Source organism: Pectobacterium versatile (assembly GCF_003932035.1).
GTDB lineage: Bacteria > Pseudomonadota > Gammaproteobacteria > Enterobacterales > Enterobacteriaceae > Pectobacterium > Pectobacterium versatile.
Map to the genome: position 1 here is coordinate 3,857,196 of NZ_CP034276.1, position 19,802 is coordinate 3,876,997.

Genomic DNA, 19,802 nt, shown 5'->3' on the forward strand with positions numbered 1-19,802 from the left:
ACTTTCCACCGCACCGAAAAACTGGAACGCCGTTTGCTTATAACTAAGGTTAATAACTCTTACCCTACATAATATTTAAACAAGGAATCCTGAAATGATGCAAAGCAACACCGCCCCGCTGGGTATGGCGGTAGCCCCTCATCATTTAGCCAGTGCCAGCGCGTTGGCCGTTCTGCGTGAAGGTGGAAACGCCATTGAAGCCATGGTCGCGGCGGCAGCAACCATTGCCGTGGTATACCCACATATGAACGGGATCGGCGGCGACGGCTTCTGGCTGATTGTGCCCCCACACGGCGAACCCGTTGCTATTGATGCCAGCGGGGCAGCGGGGTCGCTGGCCTGCCGTGAGTGGTATCAAGGTGAAAGTCGCATTCCACACCGTGGCCCCAAAGCGGCGCTAACAGTCGCGGGCACCGTCGGCGGCTGGCAGGAAGCGCTAACCTATTCGCAAGAACTGGCCTATTCACAAGAAATAGACGGCACACCGATGCCGCTGGCTCGCCTGTTATCTGACGCGATTCGCTATGCGGCTGACGGCATTCCCGTCACACAATCTCAGGAGGATGCGCTCACCCAGCGCTACCACGAACTGAGCGATTTTCCGGCCTTTAGCCAGCTGTTTATGCCGCAGGGGAATATCCCGCGCGCGGGCAGCCGTTTCACGCAGCCGGATTTAGCCGATACCCTGACAACGCTGAGCCTTGAAGGGCTGGACAGCTTTTATCGCGGATCCGTCGCCGCTCGGCTGTCGGCACAAATGGCGCAGCTTGGTATGCCGCTGACGGCGGACGATCTGGCAAATTACCGCGCCAAACGAACCACGCCGCTGGTGCTGAAGCACAGTAAAGGCGATATCTACAACCTCGCGCCGCCGACGCAGGGTCTGGTGTCGCTCGCGATTCTCGGCCTGACCGATCATTTAGACATGGAAGATCTGAACGATAGCCAGACGATCCATCGCATTGTCGAATCGACCAAACTGGCGTTTGGCCTGCGTGACCGCTTCATTACCGATCCTAAGCAAATGACGCAGGACGTTCAGGCGTTGCTGGAAAACGATGCGCTCGGCGTGCTGGCTCGGCAGGTCGATACCCGCAAAGCCGCGCCGTGGGGAGAAGGCAAAGGCCCCGGCGACACCGTCTGGATGGGCGTCTGCGACAGCAGCGGCCTGTGTGTGTCTTTCATTCAAAGCATTTACCACGAGTTTGGCAGCGGCGTGGTCTTGCCGGGAACCGGCGTGCTCTGGCAGAACCGTGGTGCCTCGTTCAGCCTCGATCCGGCACACTTACTGGCGTTAGAGCCCGGTAAACAGCCGTTTCATACCTTAAATCCTGCCGCTGCACGCCTGTCCGACGGTCGAACCATGGTCTACGGCTCGATGGGCGGAGACGGACAACCACAGACGCAAGCGGCCATCTTTATCCGTCATATCCAGCAAGGGCTACCGCTGCAACAGGCGATTACCGCCCCGCGCTGGCTGCTGGGCCGTACCTGGGGACAAGCTTCCGATACGCTGAAAATCGAAGATCGCTTTAAACCCGCGACCGTGGATGCCCTGCGCCAGCTCGGTCACGACGTCGAGCTGTTGAGCAGCTTTAGCGAAACGGTCGGCCACGCCGGTGCCATCGTACGCCACACCAACGGCATGCTGGAAGGTGCCTTCGATCCGCGCAGCAACGGCAGCGCGGCTGGCTTCTAATCATGAATCAACCGGGAGAATATGTATGACGACCCACTCAATCGATAGCGACACGTTGGCCGCTTATCTTCAACACATGGAAACGCTGCTAGCGCTGCAACTGAGTCAGGAGCGGCGTCAGGAGCTGTTAGTTCAGTTCAGCCGCATTCACGCCATGGCGCAGCCGTTAATGGAATTCCCTCTTGATGAACATCAGGAAATTGCCGGGGTTTATACGCTATGAATAGACCTTCAGCGTTATCTATCCGGCAGATTCAGCAAGGTTTGCAGGCTGGCACGTTCTCCGCCAAGGAGCTTGCACAGCAGGCATTGGGCGCCATTGAGCAGACCAACCCCACTATTAATGCCTATACCCACGTTACCGGTACTCGCATGTTGGCAGAAGCAGAGCGCATCGACTCAAGCCGTCAACGCGGGGAAGCCTTGCCCACGCTGGCCGGCGTGCCTTACGCCGTCAAGAACCTGTTTGACGTCAGCGGAGCAACCACGTTGGCGGGTGCCGAACTTTTCAGCCAGCGACCACCCGCGGCACAGGACGCCTTTGCCATCCGTCAGCTTGCCAGTCAGGGCGCACTGCTGTCTGGCATGTTGAATATGGATGCCTATGCTTACGGCTTTACCACCGAAAACAGCCATTACGGCCCCACGCGCAACCCGCTCGATACACAGCGCATCGCGGGTGGATCGTCTGGCGGATCGGCCGCCGCCGTCGCAGCAGGCTTGGTTAACTTCACGCTGGGCAGCGACACCAATGGCTCGATCCGCGTACCGTCGTCGCTCTGCGGCATTTTCGGGCTAAAGCCGACGTTTGGCCGTTTATCACGCCACGGCAGCCACCCGTTTGTCGCCAGCCTCGACCATATCGGTCCGCTGGCGCGCAGCGCAGACGATCTGGCACTGGTGTTCGACGCCTTACAAGGTCGCGATGAACATGATCGTTTTCAGGCCAAGCGGGAAACGCAGCATACCGCTGCACAATTGGAAGCGGGCAGCGACGGATTACGCTACGCGGTGCTCGATGGCTATTTCTCCACCTGGGCCAGCGAGGAAGCCAACACCGCCGTCCGCCAGATCGCACAGGCGCTGGGCGCACAGGACAGCCTGACGCTAACCGATGCCGCACTGGCGCGTAGCGCCGCCTTTATTCTGTCGGCCAGCGAAGGGGGCAACCAGTATTTGCCAGCCTTACGTTCGCAGCCTGAGTGCTTCGAGCCCCTGTCACGCGAGCGCCTGCTGGCTGGCGCCATGATCCCCGCCGCTTGGTATGTGCAGGCTCAGCGTTTCCGTAATTATTTCCGTCAACAGACGCTGGCGCTGTTTGAGCACACCGACCTGCTGATCGCCCCGGCGACGCCCTGCTCCGCCACGCTCATCGGGCAGGAAACTATGCGCATTAATGATACCGACCTGCCCGTCCGCGCCAGTATGGGCATGCTAACGCAGCCGATCTCTTTTGTCGGGCTACCCGTCGTGACGGTACCGATGGCGACCGCGAGCGGCCTGCCGATAGGCGTGCAGATTATTGCCGCACCGTGGCGTGAGGATCTTTGCCTGCGGACGGCATGGGCGCTGGAGCAGCAAGGACTAACTTATACCGTAGAGGAAAGAAAATATGTTACCTGACGATATCAATCAGCCGGATGTGCTGGCTGACGTGACTGACGCGTTCTATCGCTATGAGAAAGCCTTAACGGGTAATGACATTGCGGTGCTGGATGAACTGTTCTGGCACGATGAAAAAACGGTGCGCTACGGTGCGGGAGAAAATCTGTACGGGATAGAGGAAATCCGAGCCTTTCGTCTCGCTCGCCCTTCTGCAGGTCTGGACAGAACGCTGCGTAATACGGTCATCACCGCTTATGGTCATGATATGGCCGTCGCCAGCACGGAATTCACCCGCGCAGGCAGCGCGAAGATCGGTCGCCAAATGCAAACCTGGGTAAAAATGCCAGAAGGCTGGCGCATTGTCGCCGCCCACGTCAGCCTGATGAGTGAATGACAACGGGGGATTTTCCCCCCGATTACCCCATCTAACCACCCCGAGCGTTAAGGCTGGCGGTGATACACCGCTTCAATGTTGTACCCATCGGGGTCGTGCACAAATGCGGCGTAATAATCCTGATGGTAATTCGGGCGCAGCCCCGGAGCACCATTATCTTCGCCTCCCGCTGCAATAGCAGCAGCAAAAAAAGCATCAACACGCTCTCGCGAGGCGGCGCTGAAGGCAAAATGCACGGCTGGGCAGGGCTCGCCCTTTGACTGATAAATCCAGAATTCACCACCGGGATCGCTTGACTGCCCATAGCCTTCCCGCACAGCAAAACTGACGGCAAATGACATGTCCTTAATCAGGCAGTAACCCAACGGCTTGAGCGCCGCTTCATAGAATTGTCGGCTACGGGCAATATCCCGTACCGGGATGCTCAGGTGATCTAACACGATGGCCTCTTTCGAATATCACTATGGATGATATTTGACCATCATAACCCTGTACTTTGTCAGGATAATGCGATCGCGATCGGCAAAATAGAAATGCACGATAGCGCACGAAGCCTCTCACCACATTGGTACAGCTCCTCACTTTTATTACTCTGCAAAAATGACAAATATATTATTCAGAACACTCTCATTTATTGGTAAGAATTAATGCAATCATTTTGCCCATTATATCTTTGCTATACTGTATAAAATACCGACAGATAGCCTAAGTAAAAAATGTACTTACGTCGGCCTATTCGGGTGTCTATAAGACAAAAAACGTGATTTATTTACCCTATTATTCGATTAGTGGAATTCACTATAAATGGTGATGTATTCACAATCAGAAAAGGTTATATCAGCCACTAATCCAATACATAAGAACTAACAGGTAACGCACTGTTATAAAAAGAATTACCCTTCAAACCAAAAATCATAAAGATCACATAAATCATGAAGATAACGTAGCGATAATCGTGTTGTCACTCTCGCTTATATTGACCTAATGAGAGACATCGCTGAGGGAATAAAGGGTTGTCTCAGAATCTGAGTATGGTAGGGTAGATTATGTTTAATCATTATCAGGGTTACGTTATAGAATTATAAACGACACAGGAAAACAATAATTTCATGGCAATTAAACTTGAAGTAAAGAATCTTTATAAGATATTTGGCGAGCACCCAGACAGAGCATTTAAACTGATTGATAAAGGCCTGAGCAAAGATCAGGTATTTGAAAAAACAGGGCTTACTGTCGGGGTAAAAGATGCCAGTCTGGCCATTGAAGAAGGCGAGATATTTGTCATCATGGGATTATCCGGTTCCGGCAAATCAACCATGGTACGCCTTCTCAATCGTCTGATAGAACCCACTCGGGGTCAGGTACTGATCGATGGCGAAGATATCTCCAGGATATCCGATACCGCGCTGCGCGACGTGCGCCGCAAGAAGATCAGTATGGTGTTCCAATCCTTTGCGCTCATGCCGCATCTGAACATCCTCAACAATACCGCGTTTGGTATGGAACTGGCTGGCGTACCGAAAGCGGAACGTGAGCAAAAAGCGTTGGATGCCTTGCAACAGGTAGGGCTTGAAGCCTACGCGGCGTCTTACCCGGATGAGCTGTCCGGCGGGATGCGACAGCGTGTCGGTCTGGCTCGTGCGTTAGCAAACGACCCCGATATCCTGCTGATGGATGAAGCGTTCTCCGCGCTCGATCCGCTGATCCGTACTGAAATGCAGGATGAGTTGATCAAGCTCCAGTCTCGTCATCAACGCACTATCGTCTTTATCTCGCACGATCTGGATGAAGCGATGCGCATCGGTGACCGGATTGCCATCATGCACGGTGGTGAAGTGATTCAGGTCGGTACACCCGATGAAATCCTGAATAACCCCGCCAATGACTATGTGCGCACCTTTTTCCGCGGTGTCGATATCAGCCACGTGTTTAGCGCCAAAGATATCGCCCGTCGTCGCCCGGTCACCTTGATTCGTAAAACCCCCGGCGTGGGGCCGCGTTCCGCGCTGAAGATCCTTCAGGATGAAGACCGCGATTACGGCTACGTGCTGGAAGGTGGGAAACGTTTCATTGGCATCGTGTCTATTGATTCACTGAAGCAGGCGCTGAAAGAACAGCAGCCGCTGGAACAGGCGTTACTGCCCGAACCTGTTCCCGTGCCCGCAGATATGTCACTCAACGAGCTGATTTCTCAGGTCGCACAGGCTCCCTGTGCCGTCCCTGTCGTCGGCGAGAACAATGAGTACATAGGCATCATTTCCAAAGGAATGCTGCTACAGGCACTGGATAAGGAAGGAGTGACCAATGAGTAAATCAACATCGAATCCGTGGGATGCGACCACGGCACAAAACCAGACGGCCGATCAAGGTACAACCCCTGAGCAGGCTAATGGCGCACAGCAAAACGATCCGTGGGCGGCCAGCTCGCAAAACGCTCCAGCCGATTCTGCACCAGCGAGTGCAGCACAGAGCGACCCTTGGTCCACTGGCGCACCCGCTCAGGATACCCCCGCCAACGGCAGCGATGCATGGAGCAGTGCTCCGGCACCCGATGGTTCTGTCGATGCCGCGCATCAGGCTACGCAATCCGGCAGTGACTGGTTAAACAGCGCTGCCCCGGCGACGCCCGAGCATTTCAACCTGCTCGATCCGTTTAAAGACACGTTGATCCCGCTGGACAGTTGGGTCACCCACGGCATCGACTGGGTTGTACTGCACTTCAGACCGATCTTCCAGGGCGTTCGCGTCCCGGTTGACTTTATTCTGGGCGGCTTTCAACAATTCCTGCTGGGTATGCCAGCGCCGATTGCCATTCTGGTGTTTTCGCTGATTGCCTGGCAGATGTCCAGCCTCGGCATGGGCGTGGCTACCCTGTTGTCTCTCATTGCGATTGGCGCGATTGGTGCCTGGTCGCAGGCTATGATCACGTTAGCGCTGGTACTGACTGCGCTGTTCTTCTGCGTGCTCATCGGGCTCCCCGTCGGGATCTGGCTGGCACGTAGCGAACGGGCTGCGAAGTTCATCCGGCCGCTGTTGGATGCCATGCAGACGACGCCCGCGTTCGTTTATTTGGTGCCTATCGTCATGCTGTTCGGTATCGGTAATGTGCCGGGCGTGGTGGTGACCATTATCTTTGCTCTGCCGCCGATTATTCGCTTAACGATTCTGGGTATTCGTCAGGTGCCAGCCGACCTGATTGAAGCCGCCGAGTCATTCGGTGCCAGCCCGCGCCAGATGCTGTTTAAGGTCCAGCTCCCGCTGGCCATGCCAACCATCATGGCAGGCGTTAACCAGACGCTGATGCTAGCGCTGTCGATGGTCGTTATCGCCTCGATGATCGCCGTAGGCGGTCTGGGTCAGATGGTACTGCGCGGCATTGGCCGTCTGGATATGGGTCTGGCTGCCGTCGGTGGTGTCGGGATCGTCATTCTGGCCATTATTCTTGACCGCCTTACCCAGTCTCTGGGACGCGATCGCCGCAGCAAAGGCAACAAAAGCTGGTACGCCAGCGGCCCGATTGGCCTGCTGACCCGTCCTTTCATCAAGCAATAACGCTCGTCCCGCTTGTCTGGCACACGTCAGACAAGCGGCGACATTCACTATTCGTTTTATCAGCAATATTTACGATATCAACGCACGATAAAAACAGAGGGAATCATGATGCGTAACACCAAACTTTGGGCCGCCGCCCTGACCACCGCCCTGTTGAGTACACAGGTTTACGCCGCCGATACCGCACAACCCGGCAAAGGCATTTCCGTTATTCCAGTGCAAAGCACCATCTCCGAGGAAACGTTCCAGACGCTGCTGGTCAGCCGCGCGTTGGAAAAGCTGGGCTATGACGTGCAGTCCCCCCGTGAAGTGGACTACAACGTGGCCTACACCTCGATCGCCTCCGGCGATGCAACGTTTATCGCCGTGAACTGGGACCCGCTGCACGCCGATCAGTACAAAGCCGCTGGCGGGGATGCGAAATTCTACCGTCAGGGTGAATATGTCTCCGGTGCCGCTCAGGGTTACCTGATCGACAAGAAAACGGCTGAAAAATATAAAATCACTAATATTGCGCAGCTAAAAGATCCGAAAATCGCCAAGCTGTTTGATACCAACGGCAACGGTAAAGCCGATCTGACGGGCTGTACGCCGGGCTGGGGATGTGAAGCCGCCATCAACCACCACCTTCCTGCCTATGGCTTAACCGACACGGTAGAACATAATCAGGGCAACTATGCGGCGATGATCGCCGATACCATCACCCGCTACAAAGAAGGCAAGCCGATTCTGTACTACACGTGGACGCCGTACTGGGTAAGTGATGTGCTGGTTCCGGGACGTGATGTGGTCTGGTTGCAGGTACCTTTCTCTTCTCAACCGGGAGAAATGAAAGATGTCAGCACCAAGCTGCCAAACGGTGCTGACTATGGCTTCCCCGTCAACACGATGAAGATTGCCGCGAATAAAGCGTGGGCCGAGAAAAACCCAGCAGCGGCGAAGCTGTTCGCCATCATGAAATTGCCGATTGCGGATGTGAATGCACAGAACCTGCGCATGCATGAAGGGCAGGGCTCACAGAAGGATATCGAACGTCATGTTGATGGCTGGATCAAAGCCCACCAACAACTGTTTGACGGCTGGGTGAAAACCGCTGCCGATGCTGCGAAATAATCACCTGTAAGCGAACGCCCCTTTCCAACGAAAGGGGCGTTCGTTTTCTCATTTCTCGCAACAACAGTTCACAACCCCGACGCCTTACCAAGCCCAATCAGAAAATCATTTTATATTTTCGTCCAAGAATGCATGGATGACGGGGATGATTTCACTTCCATGTGTTTCTAAAGCAAAGTGTCCGGTATCGTAGAAACGGATATCGGCATGGGGAATATCCCTCTTCCACGCTTCAGCGCCGGCTGGCAAAAAATAAGGGTCATGGCGGCCCCAGACAGCAAGCAGCGGCGGTTGCTTCTCACGGAAATAAGCCTGAAATTCAGGATAACGCTGAACATTGGAGGCGTAATCCAACACCAGATCCAATTGAATATCAGCATTACCTGAGCGGGACACATGCAGCCCTTCAAGGGTATATCCATCAGGGGAGACAAGACTGGTATCACTCACGCCTTCTAAGTATTGCCATTTAACGGAAGCGGCTGTCGGAAAATCATGAAGAGCCGCACGATTCTCTGCCGTCGGTGATTGCCAATATCGTCTGATTCCATCCCATCCTTGCGCCAAACCTTCTTCATAAGCATTACCGTTCTGCGAAATAATTGCCGTGATGCGTTCAGGATGAGCCGTAGCGAGACGCCATCCAACCGGTGCGCCATAGTCATGAACCATGATCGCATAACGCTCAAGCTTCAGGTGTTCAGTGAAGCGTTCGATCGTTTTCGCCAGATTGTCAAACGTATAGTCATACTCATCGCTTCCCGGCGATTCAGTGAAGCCGAAGGACGGCAGATCGGGAGCAATCACGTGATAATTCTCAGCAAGTGCGGGAATCAGTTCTCGAAACATGTACGAGGATGCAGCGAATCCATGCAGTAGCAAAATGCTGGGCGAGGATAGTTTTCCTGCTTCGCGATAGAAAATGTTTACGTTACCCACCTGCTCATAGCGGTAATGGACTTGGGTCTCGGATGTCGTTGCTATATCAGTATTCACAGTCTTTTCCTTTGTAACCCTTAAAGTGATAATTTGAAGGTTACTTAAATCTAGTGTAACCTGTCAATATCATTTTAAGGGTTACGTCAATGAACACATCACCGACAACTCAGCCTCACTTTCTCGCGAACAATCTAGCGTTGGACCTCATCAACAGTGCATTTGGAACAGGAAACGAATACCACGACTGTTTGACCGATGACGAAAGTGTCATCGCCTGGCTTAAAGCAGCTAAGCAACTACCTGAAAATTTTACAGACACGCCGACAGGCCTGATTAATGAAGCTCTGGCATTGCGTCAGGCAATGGTCCAGACAATAGATGCCATCCGATCGGGTAAGGAATATAACCCTGAACAAATAAACCAAATCCTTGATAGTGGACGGCCAGTAAGAATGCTGGAGTGGAATAGCCAGCAGGCTGGTTTTAGCGTAGTTGAATGCAGGAGGGATAATAGCAGTGCCAGCTTACTTGAACCGGTAGCAATGGCTCTCACTGCACTGGTCTCTGGGCCTGAGATAAAATATCTTCGCCAGTGTGAGGCGCACGACTGTACTCTGTTCTTTCTGGATACCACTAAATCACATCGTCGGCGATGGTGCAGCATGGCGCTCTGTGGCAATAGGATGAAAGTCGCGGCATTCCGCTCGCGTAAGCAGGAAGCAGACTGACGGCGGGAACAATGAACGTTAACGCTGGCCATGAGAAAACGTCAAAAGTACGCCGTTATAGATCAGTTAGAGGCATCCCCCTTTTTGTACTACGCCCCTTTTTTCAGAAAGGGGCGTTCTTTATTGCTGACGGATATTAAGGCAGTTTGACGATTTCGACCCAGTTCGCCCCTTTTCCGGTCGGGAATTGCCCTACTCGCACTAAATCCCCGTTATCCTGATTGATGCGATACACCGACAGCGACGTCGATTTTTCACCGCTGGCGATCAGGAATTTCCCGCTTGGATCGATCTGAATGCCGCGCGGCTGCGTTTCCGTCGGGTAGCGCGTGATGTATTGCAGCTGTCCGGTTTTCGGTTCTACCCGCAGCAGCGTAATCGTGCTTTTAGTACGTTCCGATACGTACAGGAATTGTCCATTTGGCGTCAGACGTAAATCAGCGCTCCATATCTGTGGACGGCTGTCGGTGCTATTTTTATCCGGCGTAATCGTTCCCGCTCGCATTCCTGCATCGGCTGGCACAGTGTCCGTGTAGTCCAACAGCGTGAGCTGCCCTGTATTTTCATTCAGCGCCAAACGCGCGACTTTGCCAGACAGTTCATTGCTCACATAGAGCGTTTTATTATCTGGTGATAACACCAGATGGCGCGGCCCGTTTCCTTTAGGCAGCGTAATTTCTGCCGGTTCATTTGGCGTCAGCGTGCCGGTTTTCGCATCAAACCGGAACTGTACGATTTGGTCGCTGCCCAGGTTGCTGGCAAAAACGAACTTATTTTTGCGATCGGCAATAATACTGTGTGCCTTCTCACCTGTCGGCACCACGGTGACGACACTCGCGTTCACTTTGCCGTCTTTATCAATGCCATTAACGGCGACTTTATTACCGCCGTACGAGGCGCTGAACAGCCACTTTCCAGTTCGGTCCGTCGAGATGTAGGCCATGCTGTCCGGCAATTCCGCTTTGCCTAACGGGCTCAGCACGCCGCTTTTAGGATCGATTTTATAGCTAACCGCCGAGTAAGGAATACCGCGCGTCGCGGCATAGAGGAAAGATTTATCTGGGCTAATAGCCATCGGCATCACTTTCGCGCCAGCGGCTGTTTTCCCAATAGCGGTTAATTCGCCGCTTTGCGTGTTGAGTGTGTAGGCATCGATTGCACCGTCAGTGGCAGCAGAGACGTAGACGGCCGTAACCGCCTGCGCGCCCATCGACCACAGCGCTGCTGCGGGCAGAAGTGCACATCCCATTAACACTGCAACGCTTTTTTTCTTAAATATCTGATAATGCTTAAACATAATGTCCCCTGTCGATAATGTTATGACGCTGGCGATAAGCTAAATCAATCTCAGGAAAAACAAAACAAACTTAAGAAGCGTAAAGATATTCTGGTATCTCATTAGGCTCTGCCGGATACTATACCTTCTGCTTTTAACATCATATTAACGTTCACACTATGTCTCCTCAGCAACAATCTGTATCACCCCAGCCGCAACCGGGGCTTAGCCTGTCTTTGACCCTGATTATGTCTGTCGCGACCGGCCTTGCCGTCGCCAGTAACTATTATGCCCAACCGCTGCTGGAGACCATTGCCAGAGTCTTTGCGCTTTCCGTTAATCAGGCAGGGTTCATTGTCACCGCCGCACAGTTGGGTTATGCCGTCGGCCTGCTATTTTTGGTTCCACTGGGAGACATGTTTGAACGCCGGACGCTGATTGTCGGCATGACGCTACTCGCAGCAGGTGGGATGCTGATCACCGCCTCTGCCCCCACGCTCTGGATCATGATTGCCGGTACAGCATTAACCGGGCTGTTCTCCGTTGTCGCACAGCTCTTGGTGCCTCTCGCCGCGACGCTGGCAACGCCGGAAACGCGCGGTAAAGTCGTCGGCACGATTATGAGTGGCCTGCTGCTGGGGATTCTGCTGGCGCGTACCGTCGCGGGTGCACTTGCTTCACTCGGCGACTGGCGCACTGTGTACTGGGTTGCCAGCACGCTGATGGTCATCATGGCGCTGGTTCTGTGGCGGGCATTACCGCGTATTCCTCAGCAAAACACGCTGAACTATCCGCAGTTACTCGTCTCAATCTTCCGCCTGTTCTCTGCCACTCCGCTGCTGCGCACCCGTGCCATCCTGGGCTGTTTGTCCTTTGCCAATTTCAGCATTCTGTGGACATCAATGGCCTTCCTGCTGGCCTCTCCGCCATACGGTTATTCCGAAGGCGTTATCGGCCTGTTTGGACTGGTCGGTGCCGCCGGAGCCTTAGCAGCATCACGCGCCGGGCGTTTAGTCGATCAGGGCAAGGCCAAGCCGACCACCAGCGTGGGGATTATCCTGCTTTTGCTGTCATGGGGCTTTATCGCGCTCGGTATTCATTCCGTAGCGGCGCTGCTCATTGGTATTATCGTGCTGGATCTGGCGGTTCAGGGCGTACACGTGACCAACCAGAGCGTGATCTACCGTATGATGCCCGAAGCACGTAATCGCCTGACGGCAGGCTATATGACCAGCTATTTTATCGGCGGCGCACTAGGCTCGCTCCTTTCAGCCTCGGCTTATCAGCAGTGGGGCTGGCTGGGCGTCTGTGCCGTAGGCGGCATTATCAGCCTGTTGAACCTGCTGGTGTGGTGGCGAAGCCATCATCATGAAACGCAGGAAGCGATGGCGGCACTATAGTGCCTTCATAGACTTTCGTATTTGTAACACGCTCGCTTGAGATCGTCTCATTTGAGACAATTTCTCGCGAGAAAATTACACCCGATACCATTTCGTCAAAAACCATCACGCCAGTTACGCAATAACGTGAAATTCCGGTGATGCTTTGCTAGTGTTATCGGTTAATTTCCTTTAAGAACAAAACATATCAAGCCAGTGAAGACATCAACCCCATCTGCACCGACAAAATCGGCATCTTTTAGCGAAGGCGTATTTGATAGCCTGCCGATTGTTATCGGCTACATGCCCGTGGCATTCGCGTTTGGCATGAACGCCGTCAAGCTAGGGTTTACCCCGCTGGAAGGTATTTTCCTTTCCTGCATCATTTACGCTGGGGCCAGCCAGTTCGTCATCACTGCCTTGCTCAGCGCGGGCATGTCCATCTGGGTGGCAGCATTGACCGTCATGGCGATGGATGTCCGCCATGTGCTGTATGGGCCCGCGTTACGGCATCGCATTGCACAACGGCTGCCGACGAGGAAAACCGCACTGTGGGCGTTCGGCCTGACGGATGAAGTCTTTGCTGCGGCAGCGACCCGATTGGCGAAAGATAACCGACGCTGGTCAGAAGACTGGATGATGGGTGTATCGCTGCTCGCCTGGCTCTCATGGGTGCTCGGCACGGTGATCGGAGCCGTGTTCGGTAACGGCCCGCTGAATGATTACCCTGCCGTCGAAGCGGCGCTGTCTTTCATGCTTCCTGCTCTTTTCCTGAGCTTTTTACTCGCATCCTTCAGGCGGAAACAGAGTCTGGTCGTCGCCTGCGCACTCGGCGGCGCACTGCTTGGTCTGCTGCTTTCCTCCATCCCAGCCGCAATACTGTTCGGCATTCTCAGCGGCTGCCTGGCTTCACTGGTTAACCCTGCCACGCCACAGGTGAACGTATGAGTACAGAAGTCATTCTTATCGGGCTGATTGTCGGGCTGGTGAACTACCTCTTCCGCTATCTGCCTCTGCGGCTGAGCGCCTCACGCGCTTCCGGTTCGCTGCAACGCGGCAAAAAAGCACTGTTGCTTGATAGCATCGGCATTGCTTCTATCTGTGCGCTGCTGATTGTTTCCAGCGTGCCAGATATCCTCGCGCATCACGAAAAGCTGCTGCCAACACTGATAGGCTTTATTACGCTGACCGCCTGTTTTTATAAAACCCGCAGTATCGTCTTATCGACGTTACTGGGCGCGCTCTGCTACGGCGTAGCCTTTAAACTGCTTTGAATCCGCAGTGCGAATTATCAACTAACATTTTGATTTAAATAAAGTAATCGGCGAATAATCTTCATTTTCAGCGATTCTCCGCTTACTTTCTGTCACAGAAATAAGCACAATTTCCCACCTTAATGCCGTTTACCCAGTTAGTAACATTAGTTACTATGCACTCCGTGATTAATGAGGTTTATATAAAAAATGGACAGTTCATTCACTCCTATAGAACAAATGCTCGACCTGCGTGCTTCGCGTAAGCCCGACTTCCCGCGTCAGGAAGTGCTATTGCTGCGTTTATTCATGCACGTACAGGGCAAAATCCTGGAACACAGAAACAGAATGCTGAAAGAACAGGGCATCAATGAAACCCTCTTCATGGCATTGCTGACGCTGGAATCTCAAGAATCTTATAGCATTCAGCCCTCTGAACTCAGTGCCGCACTGGGATCGTCACGCACTAACGCAACGCGCATTGCCGACGATCTGGAGAAAAGAGGCTGGATTGAACGACGCGAGAGCAGTAGCGACAGACGCTGCCTGCATCTGCATCTGACGGAAGAAGGTAAAGCATTTCTTGGTCAACTGATTCCACCGCAGCACCATAGCCTCCATGTGCTTTGCTCAGTGCTTGAATCTGGTGAGCAAAAGCAGCTCGAAAGCCTGATGAGAAAGATGCTGGTCCGACTGGATGAGATGGACGAGTCAGTCAACGAATAACAGAAAAAACAACAACAAAAAACAATAGTCAGCACCTTTCCACCCGGAATGACCCGATGCTTATGTATCGGGCGGAGGTGTTTTGCTGCAAAAAATAGGCATGACTTCTCCGCAACCGCGGTATGCGGCTTAGCAAAACGGCAATTTCACGCGCCGGGCGGGCGACCTTAAGCCCCCCGGGCCGCACAGCAAAATGAATTCATTACGACTATCACCAGACGGCTCTGTCTGGTGCGATAGCCGATACAAAGAAAATAAAAAGAGAGAGAACAGCATGAGTGAAAGTGTGGAAAATCAGGTGCCGCAGACGCCACAGAAAAACAAAAAACAGCAACGCAAACGCGTGTTATCACTGCTGACGTTTATTTTCGTCGTGCTGGGCTGTGCCTGGCTGGTTTACTGGTTCCTGGTGCTCAGACACCACCAAAGCACCGACGACGCCTACGTCGCAGGCAATCAGATTCAGATCATGGCGCAGGTCAGCGGCAGCGTCACTCATGTTAACGTCGATAATACCGATTTTGTTAAGCAGGGACAGGTGCTGGTGGAGTTAGATCCGACCGATGCCCAGCAGACGTTTGAGCGTGCGAAAACCGGGCTGGCCAACAGCGTGCGCCAGACGCACCAGTTGATCATCAACAGTAAGCAGTATCAGGCCAATATTGAGTTGCGCCAGACTGAGCTGAACAAGGCACAAAGTGACTTGAGCCGCCGGGAAGCGCTGGGCAGCGCCAATGCTATCGGGCGTGAAGAAGTGCAGCATGCTCGCGATGCCGTCGCGACCGCCAAAGCCGCGCTGGAAGTCGCCAGACAGCAATATCAAGCGAATCAGGCAATGATTCTGGATACGCCGCTTGAGAAGCAACCCGCCATACAGCAAGCCTCCGTAGAAATGCGCGATGCCTGGCTGGCGCTACAGCGCACCAAAATCGTCAGCCCGATTGACGGCTATGTCTCACGCCGTAGCGTGCAAATTGGCGCGCGTATCTCTTCGACTTCAGCACTGATGGCCGTGGTTCCAGCCAATCACCTGTGGGTCGATGCGAACTTCAAAGAGACGCAGTTAGCCAATATGCGCATCGGCCAACCAGCTACCGTGATCGCGGATATCTACGGTGACGATGTCGTGTACCAAGGAAAAGTGGTCGGTCTGGATATGGGTACCGGTAGCGCGTTCTCTCTGCTGCCCGCCCAGAACGCGACTGGCAACTGGATCAAGGTCGTTCAGCGCCTGCCCGTGCGTATTGAGATCGATCCGAAGCAGATTGCCGAACATCCGTTGCGTATCGGTCTGTCCGCACTGGTTAATGTCGATACCGCCAATACGGAAGGCAGCGCGTTAGCAGAAACCTCACGCACCACGCCAGCCTACCAAAGTGATGCTTTGACGTTGGATCTCACGCCTGTTAATCAGGAAATCAGCGCCATTATTCAGGCGAACGCCGGTTAATCGGGCAGGAGAGAAACGTGCAGAGAGAACCGCTTAAAGGTGCCAGTCTGGCCTGGATGACCGTTGCTCTGTCGCTGGCAACGTTTATGCAGGTGCTGGACTCCACCATCGCCAACGTCGCTATTCCGACTATCGCCGGTAATCTGGGTGCGTCCAACTCACAGGGAACGTGGGTCATCACCTCGTTCGGAGTCGCTAATGCGATCTCTATTCCTATTACCGGCTGGCTGGCCAAACGGTTTGGGGAAGTCCGCCTGTTTTTATGGTCAACGGCACTCTTCGCCCTGACATCCTGGCTGTGCGGAATGTCCACCAGCCTGGAAATGCTGATTTTCTCCCGCGTCTTGCAGGGGATTGTCGCCGGGCCGCTGATCCCGCTGTCACAGAGTCTGTTGCTAAGTAATTATCCCCCCGCAAAACGCAGCATCGCCCTGGCGCTGTGGTCGATGACCGTGGTCGTCGCGCCGATCTGTGGCCCGATTCTGGGCGGCTGGATTAGCGACAACTATCACTGGGGCTGGATATTCTTCATCAACGTTCCGTTGGGCATCGCCGTGGTGTTTATTGCCATGCAAACGCTGCGCGGACGGGAAACCAAAACCGAGATCAGGCCCATCGATACCATCGGGCTGGCATTGTTGGTTGTCGGTATCGGTAGCCTTCAGATGATGCTCGACCGGGGCAAAGAGCTGGATTGGTTTAACTCGACAGAAATCATCACCCTGACCGTGGTGGCGGTGATTGCAATCGCCTTCCTGATTGTCTGGGAGCTGACGGACGACCATCCGGTGGTAGATTTATCCCTGTTTAAATCGCGCAACTTCACCATTGGCTGTCTGTGTATCAGCCTCGCCTACATGTTTTACTTCGGGGCGATCGTGCTCTTGCCGCAGCTGTTGCAGGAGGTGTATGGCTATACCGCCACCTGGGCCGGGCTCGCATCCGCACCGGTTGGGCTGATGCCGGTGTTACTGTCGCCGATTATCGGTCGATTCGCACCGCGTCTGGACATGCGCAAACTGGTGACGTTCAGCTTCATCATGTATGCCGTCTGTTTTTACTGGCGCGCGTACACCTTTGAGCCGGGTATGGATTTCGGCGCATCGGCTTGGCCGCAGTTCGTTCAGGGGTTTGCCGTCGCCTGCTTCTTCATGCCGCTGACCACCATCACGCTGTCGGGGCTTCCGCCGGAACGTTTGGCGGCAGCATCAAGTCTGTCGAACTTTACCCGAACGCTGGCGGGATCGATCGGGACGTCGCTGACCACCACGCTCTGGACACAGCGCGAATCGCTGCACCATGCGCACCTGACGGAATCTATCACGCCCTATAATCCGATAGCGCAGGAAACGTACCAGCAGCTTCAGGCGATGGGAATGAGCCAAACGCAGGCCTCAGCCTACATCGCAGAGCAGATTACCGCACAGGGACTGATTATTTCTGCCAACGAAATATTCTGGGCCGCAGCGGCCGTATTTCTGGTCCTTCTGGTGCTGGTCTGGTTCGCTAAACCGCCCTTTACCACTGGCGGTGGAGGCGGTGGCGCGCACTAACTCGCCGTAATCTTTCTGTCCCCTTCCGCCAGCAACTGGCCGAAGGGGAACCCTCTTTTACTCTTCCCACCGTCCCCTGATGACTCGAATACGTCTCGCCATCCTTATAGCGCGGTAGCGAATAAGGATTTACAGATTCGGGATAAACATATTTTCACATTCCGATTACAATGCGCCTCTTTTATTCAGGGATTAAGTGGTTCTTTTATGTCACAGGTTTTACATTTCATTTTGGCAACAGCAGCCATTTTTTTGCTGGCACTGCTCGTCAGTCACGACAGAAAACGCATCCGACTGCGCTTTATTGTGCAACTGCTGGTGATTGAAATTTTGCTGGCCTATTTCCTTTTACATTCCAGCATCGGGCTTAACGCGATTAGCGCCTTTGCCGGTTTGTTTGAAAAGCTATTATCTTTCGCTAATCAAGGCACCGATTTTGTGTTCGGCGGGATGAACGCGCAGGGACTTTCCTTTATCTTCCTCAATGTGCTCTGCCCTATCGTCTTTATTTCTGCGCTGATCGGCATTTTGCAGCACTGGCGCATTTTACCGTTTATTATCAAAGGGATCGGCACACTGCTGTCCAAAGTAAACGGGATGGGGAAACTGGAGTCGTTTAACGCCGTGAGTACGCTGATGCTCGGGCAGTCAGAGAATTTTATCGTCTATAAGGGCATCCTCGCCGACATGTCGCCACGGCGGATGTACACGATGGCGGCAACAGCAATGTCGACCGTATCCATGTCGATTATCAGCGCCTACATGACCATGCTGGACGCTAAATACGTCGTTGCTGCGCTGATTCTGAATATGTTCAGCACCTTTATCATTCTGTCGATTATCAACCCTTATCAGCCTGACGACGAACCAGAACTGAAACTGGAAAAGCTGCATGAAGACCAAAGCTTCTTTGAAATGCTGGGGGAATACATTCTTGCCGGTTTTAAAGTGGCGATGATTATTATGGCGATGCTAATCGGCTTCGTGGCGTTAATTGCCGCCGTGAATGCACTGTTCAGCACCGTCTTCGGCATTAGCTTCCAGGCGATTATGGGCTATGTCTTTTCACCGCTGGCGTGGCTTATCGGCATTCCGTCTTCCGATATTCTGAACGCAGGCAGCATCATGGCGACCAAGTTGGTGGCGAATGAATTTGTTGCCATGATCGAATTGAAGAAGATCGCAGCAGAGATGTCGCCACGCGGACTGGGCATTTTGTCCGTGTTCCTGATTTCCTTCGCTAACTTCGCGTCAATCGGCATTATCGCGGGTGCCATCAAAGGGCTGAATGAAGCACAGGGCAACGTGGTATCGCGCTTCGGCCTGAAGCTGGTTTATGGTTCTACGCTGGTGAGTTTACTGTCTGCGGCAGTGGCGGGACTGGTGCTATAGTTCGTGATAAAAGTCAGTCGAGCGGTGATAATGGGTAGATCGTAAAGACGCTGTGAATACATCCCTGTACGCTCGGATTGCGCAGATATGAATCTCATCCCTGAGATTCACCCTTGCAGGGCCATCGCAAGCGACGTTCAAAAACGTTCCTGACGTTTTTGTCCATGGCGCAAACGCTTTACTCTTCTATCCCATTATCACCGTTCTTGTTCTGTCGATGGGATTACAAACGATATGAATCAGCCCCTGAAACGGGGCTGATGAAAAAAATCAGAACGCGACGCAGACGGGTGCATCAATCCGCATGACGGATTCCTGCGCGAAACGTGATTTGTAGGTAGTGCGCAGCGCTTCAATATCACGCTCCCGATCGGGGCCGTGAATCAACATCAGCGCCTTGCTGTTCTCTCGGGCAACCACGCCATCATTCCCCAGCCATTGTCCTTTGGCATCAAACACCGTCAGCCCATCTTTAAAACGTGGCGTAACGTCACCATCCAAAAACGCTTTCCACTCGGCATCTGAAATCACCGGGCCAGCGGGACGATTCAAACCAAAATAAAGCGTGGTCTGCACCTGTTTATCGCCAATCTGACACGCATCAGCGGCAGCGGACGAGCGCGGCAGCGAGTTGCAACCGCTTACCAGCAATGTACCCAACAGTAACGATACCGCGATAATTTTCTGCTTCATTAATCGTTCTCTCATCCGTGGTTACACCTACTCAGGGAGCCCATTCTCCC

General features: G+C 53.6%; 19 protein-coding genes. 15 read left to right on the forward strand and 4 right to left on the reverse strand.

Annotated features, from left to right (window positions below; translation table 11 throughout):
- The first annotated feature begins 94 nt into the window (after positions 1–94).
- The 4 genes from EIP93_RS17530 to hpxZ are packed head-to-tail and all read left to right on the forward strand — an operon-like array spanning position 95 to position 3,698.
- Positions 95–1,699 carry a gamma-glutamyltransferase family protein gene (locus tag EIP93_RS17530; RefSeq protein ID WP_039475482.1) on the forward strand — a complete coding sequence of 535 codons (1,605 nt, stop codon included), beginning with the start codon at positions 95–97 and terminating at the stop codon, positions 1,697–1,699.
- 25 nt (positions 1,700–1,724) lie between these two features.
- Entirely contained in the window at positions 1,725–1,922 is a 198-nt protein-coding gene (hpxX, locus tag EIP93_RS17535; RefSeq protein ID WP_103862949.1) for an oxalurate catabolism protein HpxX, read from the forward strand.
- Positions 1,919–3,322: an AtzE family amidohydrolase gene (locus EIP93_RS17540; RefSeq protein ID WP_125233053.1), complete on the forward strand. Its 1,404-nt coding sequence runs from the start codon at positions 1,919–1,921 to the stop codon at positions 3,320–3,322. Before hpxX ends, EIP93_RS17540 begins: the two co-directional genes overlap by 4 nt.
- On the forward strand, positions 3,312–3,698 hold the full coding sequence (gene hpxZ, locus EIP93_RS17545) for an oxalurate catabolism protein HpxZ (protein WP_125233054.1): 387 nt from the start codon (positions 3,312–3,314) through the stop codon (positions 3,696–3,698). Before EIP93_RS17540 ends, hpxZ begins: the two co-directional genes overlap by 11 nt.
- 47 nt (positions 3,699–3,745) lie before the next feature.
- On the opposite strand, the gene EIP93_RS17550 is transcribed toward hpxZ, so the two are convergent.
- Positions 3,746–4,138 carry a VOC family protein gene (locus EIP93_RS17550; RefSeq protein ID WP_103972245.1) on the reverse strand — a complete coding sequence of 131 codons (393 nt, stop codon included), beginning with the start codon at positions 4,136–4,138 and terminating at the stop codon, positions 3,746–3,748.
- 669 nt (positions 4,139–4,807) lie between these two features.
- Here EIP93_RS17550 and proV point away from each other — a divergent pair.
- The 3 genes from proV to proX all read left to right on the forward strand — a co-directional run bounded on the left by proV (position 4,808) and on the right by proX (position 8,363).
- Positions 4,808–6,010, forward strand: a complete 1,203-nt coding sequence (proV, locus tag EIP93_RS17555) for a glycine betaine/L-proline ABC transporter ATP-binding protein ProV (protein WP_039536056.1) — start codon at positions 4,808–4,810, stop codon at positions 6,008–6,010.
- Positions 6,003–7,250: a glycine betaine/L-proline ABC transporter permease ProW gene (proW, locus tag EIP93_RS17560; RefSeq protein WP_107333372.1), complete on the forward strand. Its 1,248-nt coding sequence runs from the start codon at positions 6,003–6,005 to the stop codon at positions 7,248–7,250. Before proV ends, proW begins: the two co-directional genes overlap by 8 nt.
- A gap of 108 nt (positions 7,251–7,358) precedes the next feature.
- A complete protein-coding gene (proX, locus tag EIP93_RS17565) occupies positions 7,359–8,363 on the forward strand; it encodes a glycine betaine/L-proline ABC transporter substrate-binding protein ProX (protein ID WP_103972247.1) in 1,005 nt (334 codons plus the stop codon).
- 105 nt (positions 8,364–8,468) lie between these two features.
- Here the strand turns inward: proX and EIP93_RS17570 are convergent, their stop codons facing one another.
- Positions 8,469–9,359 (reverse strand): alpha/beta fold hydrolase, encoded by an 891-nt coding sequence (locus EIP93_RS17570; RefSeq protein ID WP_107333373.1) that lies wholly within the window; start codon positions 9,357–9,359, stop codon positions 8,469–8,471.
- Positions 9,360–9,448: 89 nt separating this feature from the next.
- On the opposite strand from EIP93_RS17570, the gene EIP93_RS17575 reads away from it, so the two are divergent.
- Entirely contained in the window at positions 9,449–10,030 is a 582-nt protein-coding gene (locus tag EIP93_RS17575; protein ID WP_039508781.1) for a CGNR zinc finger domain-containing protein, read from the forward strand.
- A gap of 136 nt (positions 10,031–10,166) precedes the next feature.
- On the opposite strand, the gene EIP93_RS17580 is transcribed toward EIP93_RS17575, so the two are convergent.
- A complete protein-coding gene (locus EIP93_RS17580) occupies positions 10,167–11,327 on the reverse strand; it encodes a lactonase family protein (protein WP_103972249.1) in 1,161 nt (386 codons plus the stop codon).
- A gap of 158 nt (positions 11,328–11,485) precedes the next feature.
- On the opposite strand from EIP93_RS17580, the gene EIP93_RS17585 reads away from it, so the two are divergent.
- The 7 genes from EIP93_RS17585 (at position 11,486) to EIP93_RS17615 (ending at position 19,059) form a co-directional block, all read left to right on the forward strand.
- On the forward strand, positions 11,486–12,706 hold the full coding sequence (locus tag EIP93_RS17585) for an MFS transporter (RefSeq protein ID WP_125233055.1): 1,221 nt from the start codon (positions 11,486–11,488) through the stop codon (positions 12,704–12,706).
- 195 nt (positions 12,707–12,901) lie between these two features.
- The gene (locus EIP93_RS17590) at positions 12,902–13,633 is read left to right on the forward strand and encodes an AzlC family ABC transporter permease (RefSeq protein ID WP_103972250.1); all 732 of its coding nucleotides are present in this window, start codon (positions 12,902–12,904) and stop codon (positions 13,631–13,633) included.
- On the forward strand, positions 13,630–13,959 hold the full coding sequence (gene ygaH / locus EIP93_RS17595) for an L-valine transporter subunit YgaH (RefSeq protein ID WP_103862960.1): 330 nt from the start codon (positions 13,630–13,632) through the stop codon (positions 13,957–13,959). Before EIP93_RS17590 ends, ygaH begins: the two co-directional genes overlap by 4 nt.
- Before the next feature lie 189 nt (positions 13,960–14,148).
- Complete coding sequence (gene mprA, locus EIP93_RS17600; protein WP_039487011.1) at positions 14,149–14,664, forward strand: transcriptional repressor MprA; 516 nt, start codon at positions 14,149–14,151, stop codon at positions 14,662–14,664.
- A gap of 274 nt (positions 14,665–14,938) precedes the next feature.
- Positions 14,939–16,114 (forward strand): multidrug efflux MFS transporter periplasmic adaptor subunit EmrA, encoded by a 1,176-nt coding sequence (gene emrA, locus EIP93_RS17605; protein WP_103862961.1) that lies wholly within the window; start codon positions 14,939–14,941, stop codon positions 16,112–16,114.
- A 17-nt stretch (positions 16,115–16,131) separates the two neighbouring features.
- Complete coding sequence (emrB, locus tag EIP93_RS17610; RefSeq protein ID WP_103862962.1) at positions 16,132–17,667, forward strand: multidrug efflux MFS transporter permease subunit EmrB; 1,536 nt, start codon at positions 16,132–16,134, stop codon at positions 17,665–17,667.
- 207 nt (positions 17,668–17,874) lie between these two features.
- Positions 17,875–19,059: a NupC/NupG family nucleoside CNT transporter gene (locus EIP93_RS17615; RefSeq protein ID WP_103862963.1), complete on the forward strand. Its 1,185-nt coding sequence runs from the start codon at positions 17,875–17,877 to the stop codon at positions 19,057–19,059.
- Positions 19,060–19,329: 270 nt separating this feature from the next.
- On the opposite strand, the gene EIP93_RS17620 is transcribed toward EIP93_RS17615, so the two are convergent.
- Positions 19,330–19,752: a DUF3574 domain-containing protein gene (locus EIP93_RS17620; protein WP_109225807.1), complete on the reverse strand. Its 423-nt coding sequence runs from the start codon at positions 19,750–19,752 to the stop codon at positions 19,330–19,332.
- Positions 19,753–19,802: the final 50 nt, after the last annotated feature.

What these genes read in the sequence shown, in the direction of transcription:
- EIP93_RS17530 (WP_039475482.1), top strand. Translation starts at nt 95, where the DNA reads ATGATGCAAAGCAACACCGCCCCGCTGGGTATGGCGGTAGCCCCTCAT.
- hpxX (WP_103862949.1), top strand. Translation starts at nt 1,725, where the DNA reads ATGACGACCCACTCAATCGATAGCGACACGTTGGCCGCTTATCTTCAA.
- EIP93_RS17540 (WP_125233053.1), top strand. Translation starts at nt 1,919, where the DNA reads ATGAATAGACCTTCAGCGTTATCTATCCGGCAGATTCAGCAAGGTTTG.
- hpxZ (WP_125233054.1), top strand. Translation starts at nt 3,312, where the DNA reads ATGTTACCTGACGATATCAATCAGCCGGATGTGCTGGCTGACGTGACT.
- proV (WP_039536056.1), top strand. Translation starts at nt 4,808, where the DNA reads ATGGCAATTAAACTTGAAGTAAAGAATCTTTATAAGATATTTGGCGAG.
- proW (WP_107333372.1), top strand. Translation starts at nt 6,003, where the DNA reads ATGAGTAAATCAACATCGAATCCGTGGGATGCGACCACGGCACAAAAC.
- proX (WP_103972247.1), top strand. Translation starts at nt 7,359, where the DNA reads ATGCGTAACACCAAACTTTGGGCCGCCGCCCTGACCACCGCCCTGTTG.
- EIP93_RS17575 (WP_039508781.1), top strand. Translation starts at nt 9,449, where the DNA reads ATGAACACATCACCGACAACTCAGCCTCACTTTCTCGCGAACAATCTA.
- EIP93_RS17580 (WP_103972249.1), bottom strand. Translation starts at nt 11,327, where the DNA reads ATGTTTAAGCATTATCAGATATTTAAGAAAAAAAGCGTTGCAGTGTTA.
- EIP93_RS17585 (WP_125233055.1), top strand. Translation starts at nt 11,486, where the DNA reads ATGTCTCCTCAGCAACAATCTGTATCACCCCAGCCGCAACCGGGGCTT.
- ygaH (WP_103862960.1), top strand. Translation starts at nt 13,630, where the DNA reads ATGAGTACAGAAGTCATTCTTATCGGGCTGATTGTCGGGCTGGTGAAC.
- mprA (WP_039487011.1), top strand. Translation starts at nt 14,149, where the DNA reads ATGGACAGTTCATTCACTCCTATAGAACAAATGCTCGACCTGCGTGCT.
- emrA (WP_103862961.1), top strand. Translation starts at nt 14,939, where the DNA reads ATGAGTGAAAGTGTGGAAAATCAGGTGCCGCAGACGCCACAGAAAAAC.
- EIP93_RS17615 (WP_103862963.1), top strand. Translation starts at nt 17,875, where the DNA reads ATGTCACAGGTTTTACATTTCATTTTGGCAACAGCAGCCATTTTTTTG.
- EIP93_RS17620 (WP_109225807.1), bottom strand. Translation starts at nt 19,752, where the DNA reads ATGAAGCAGAAAATTATCGCGGTATCGTTACTGTTGGGTACATTGCTG.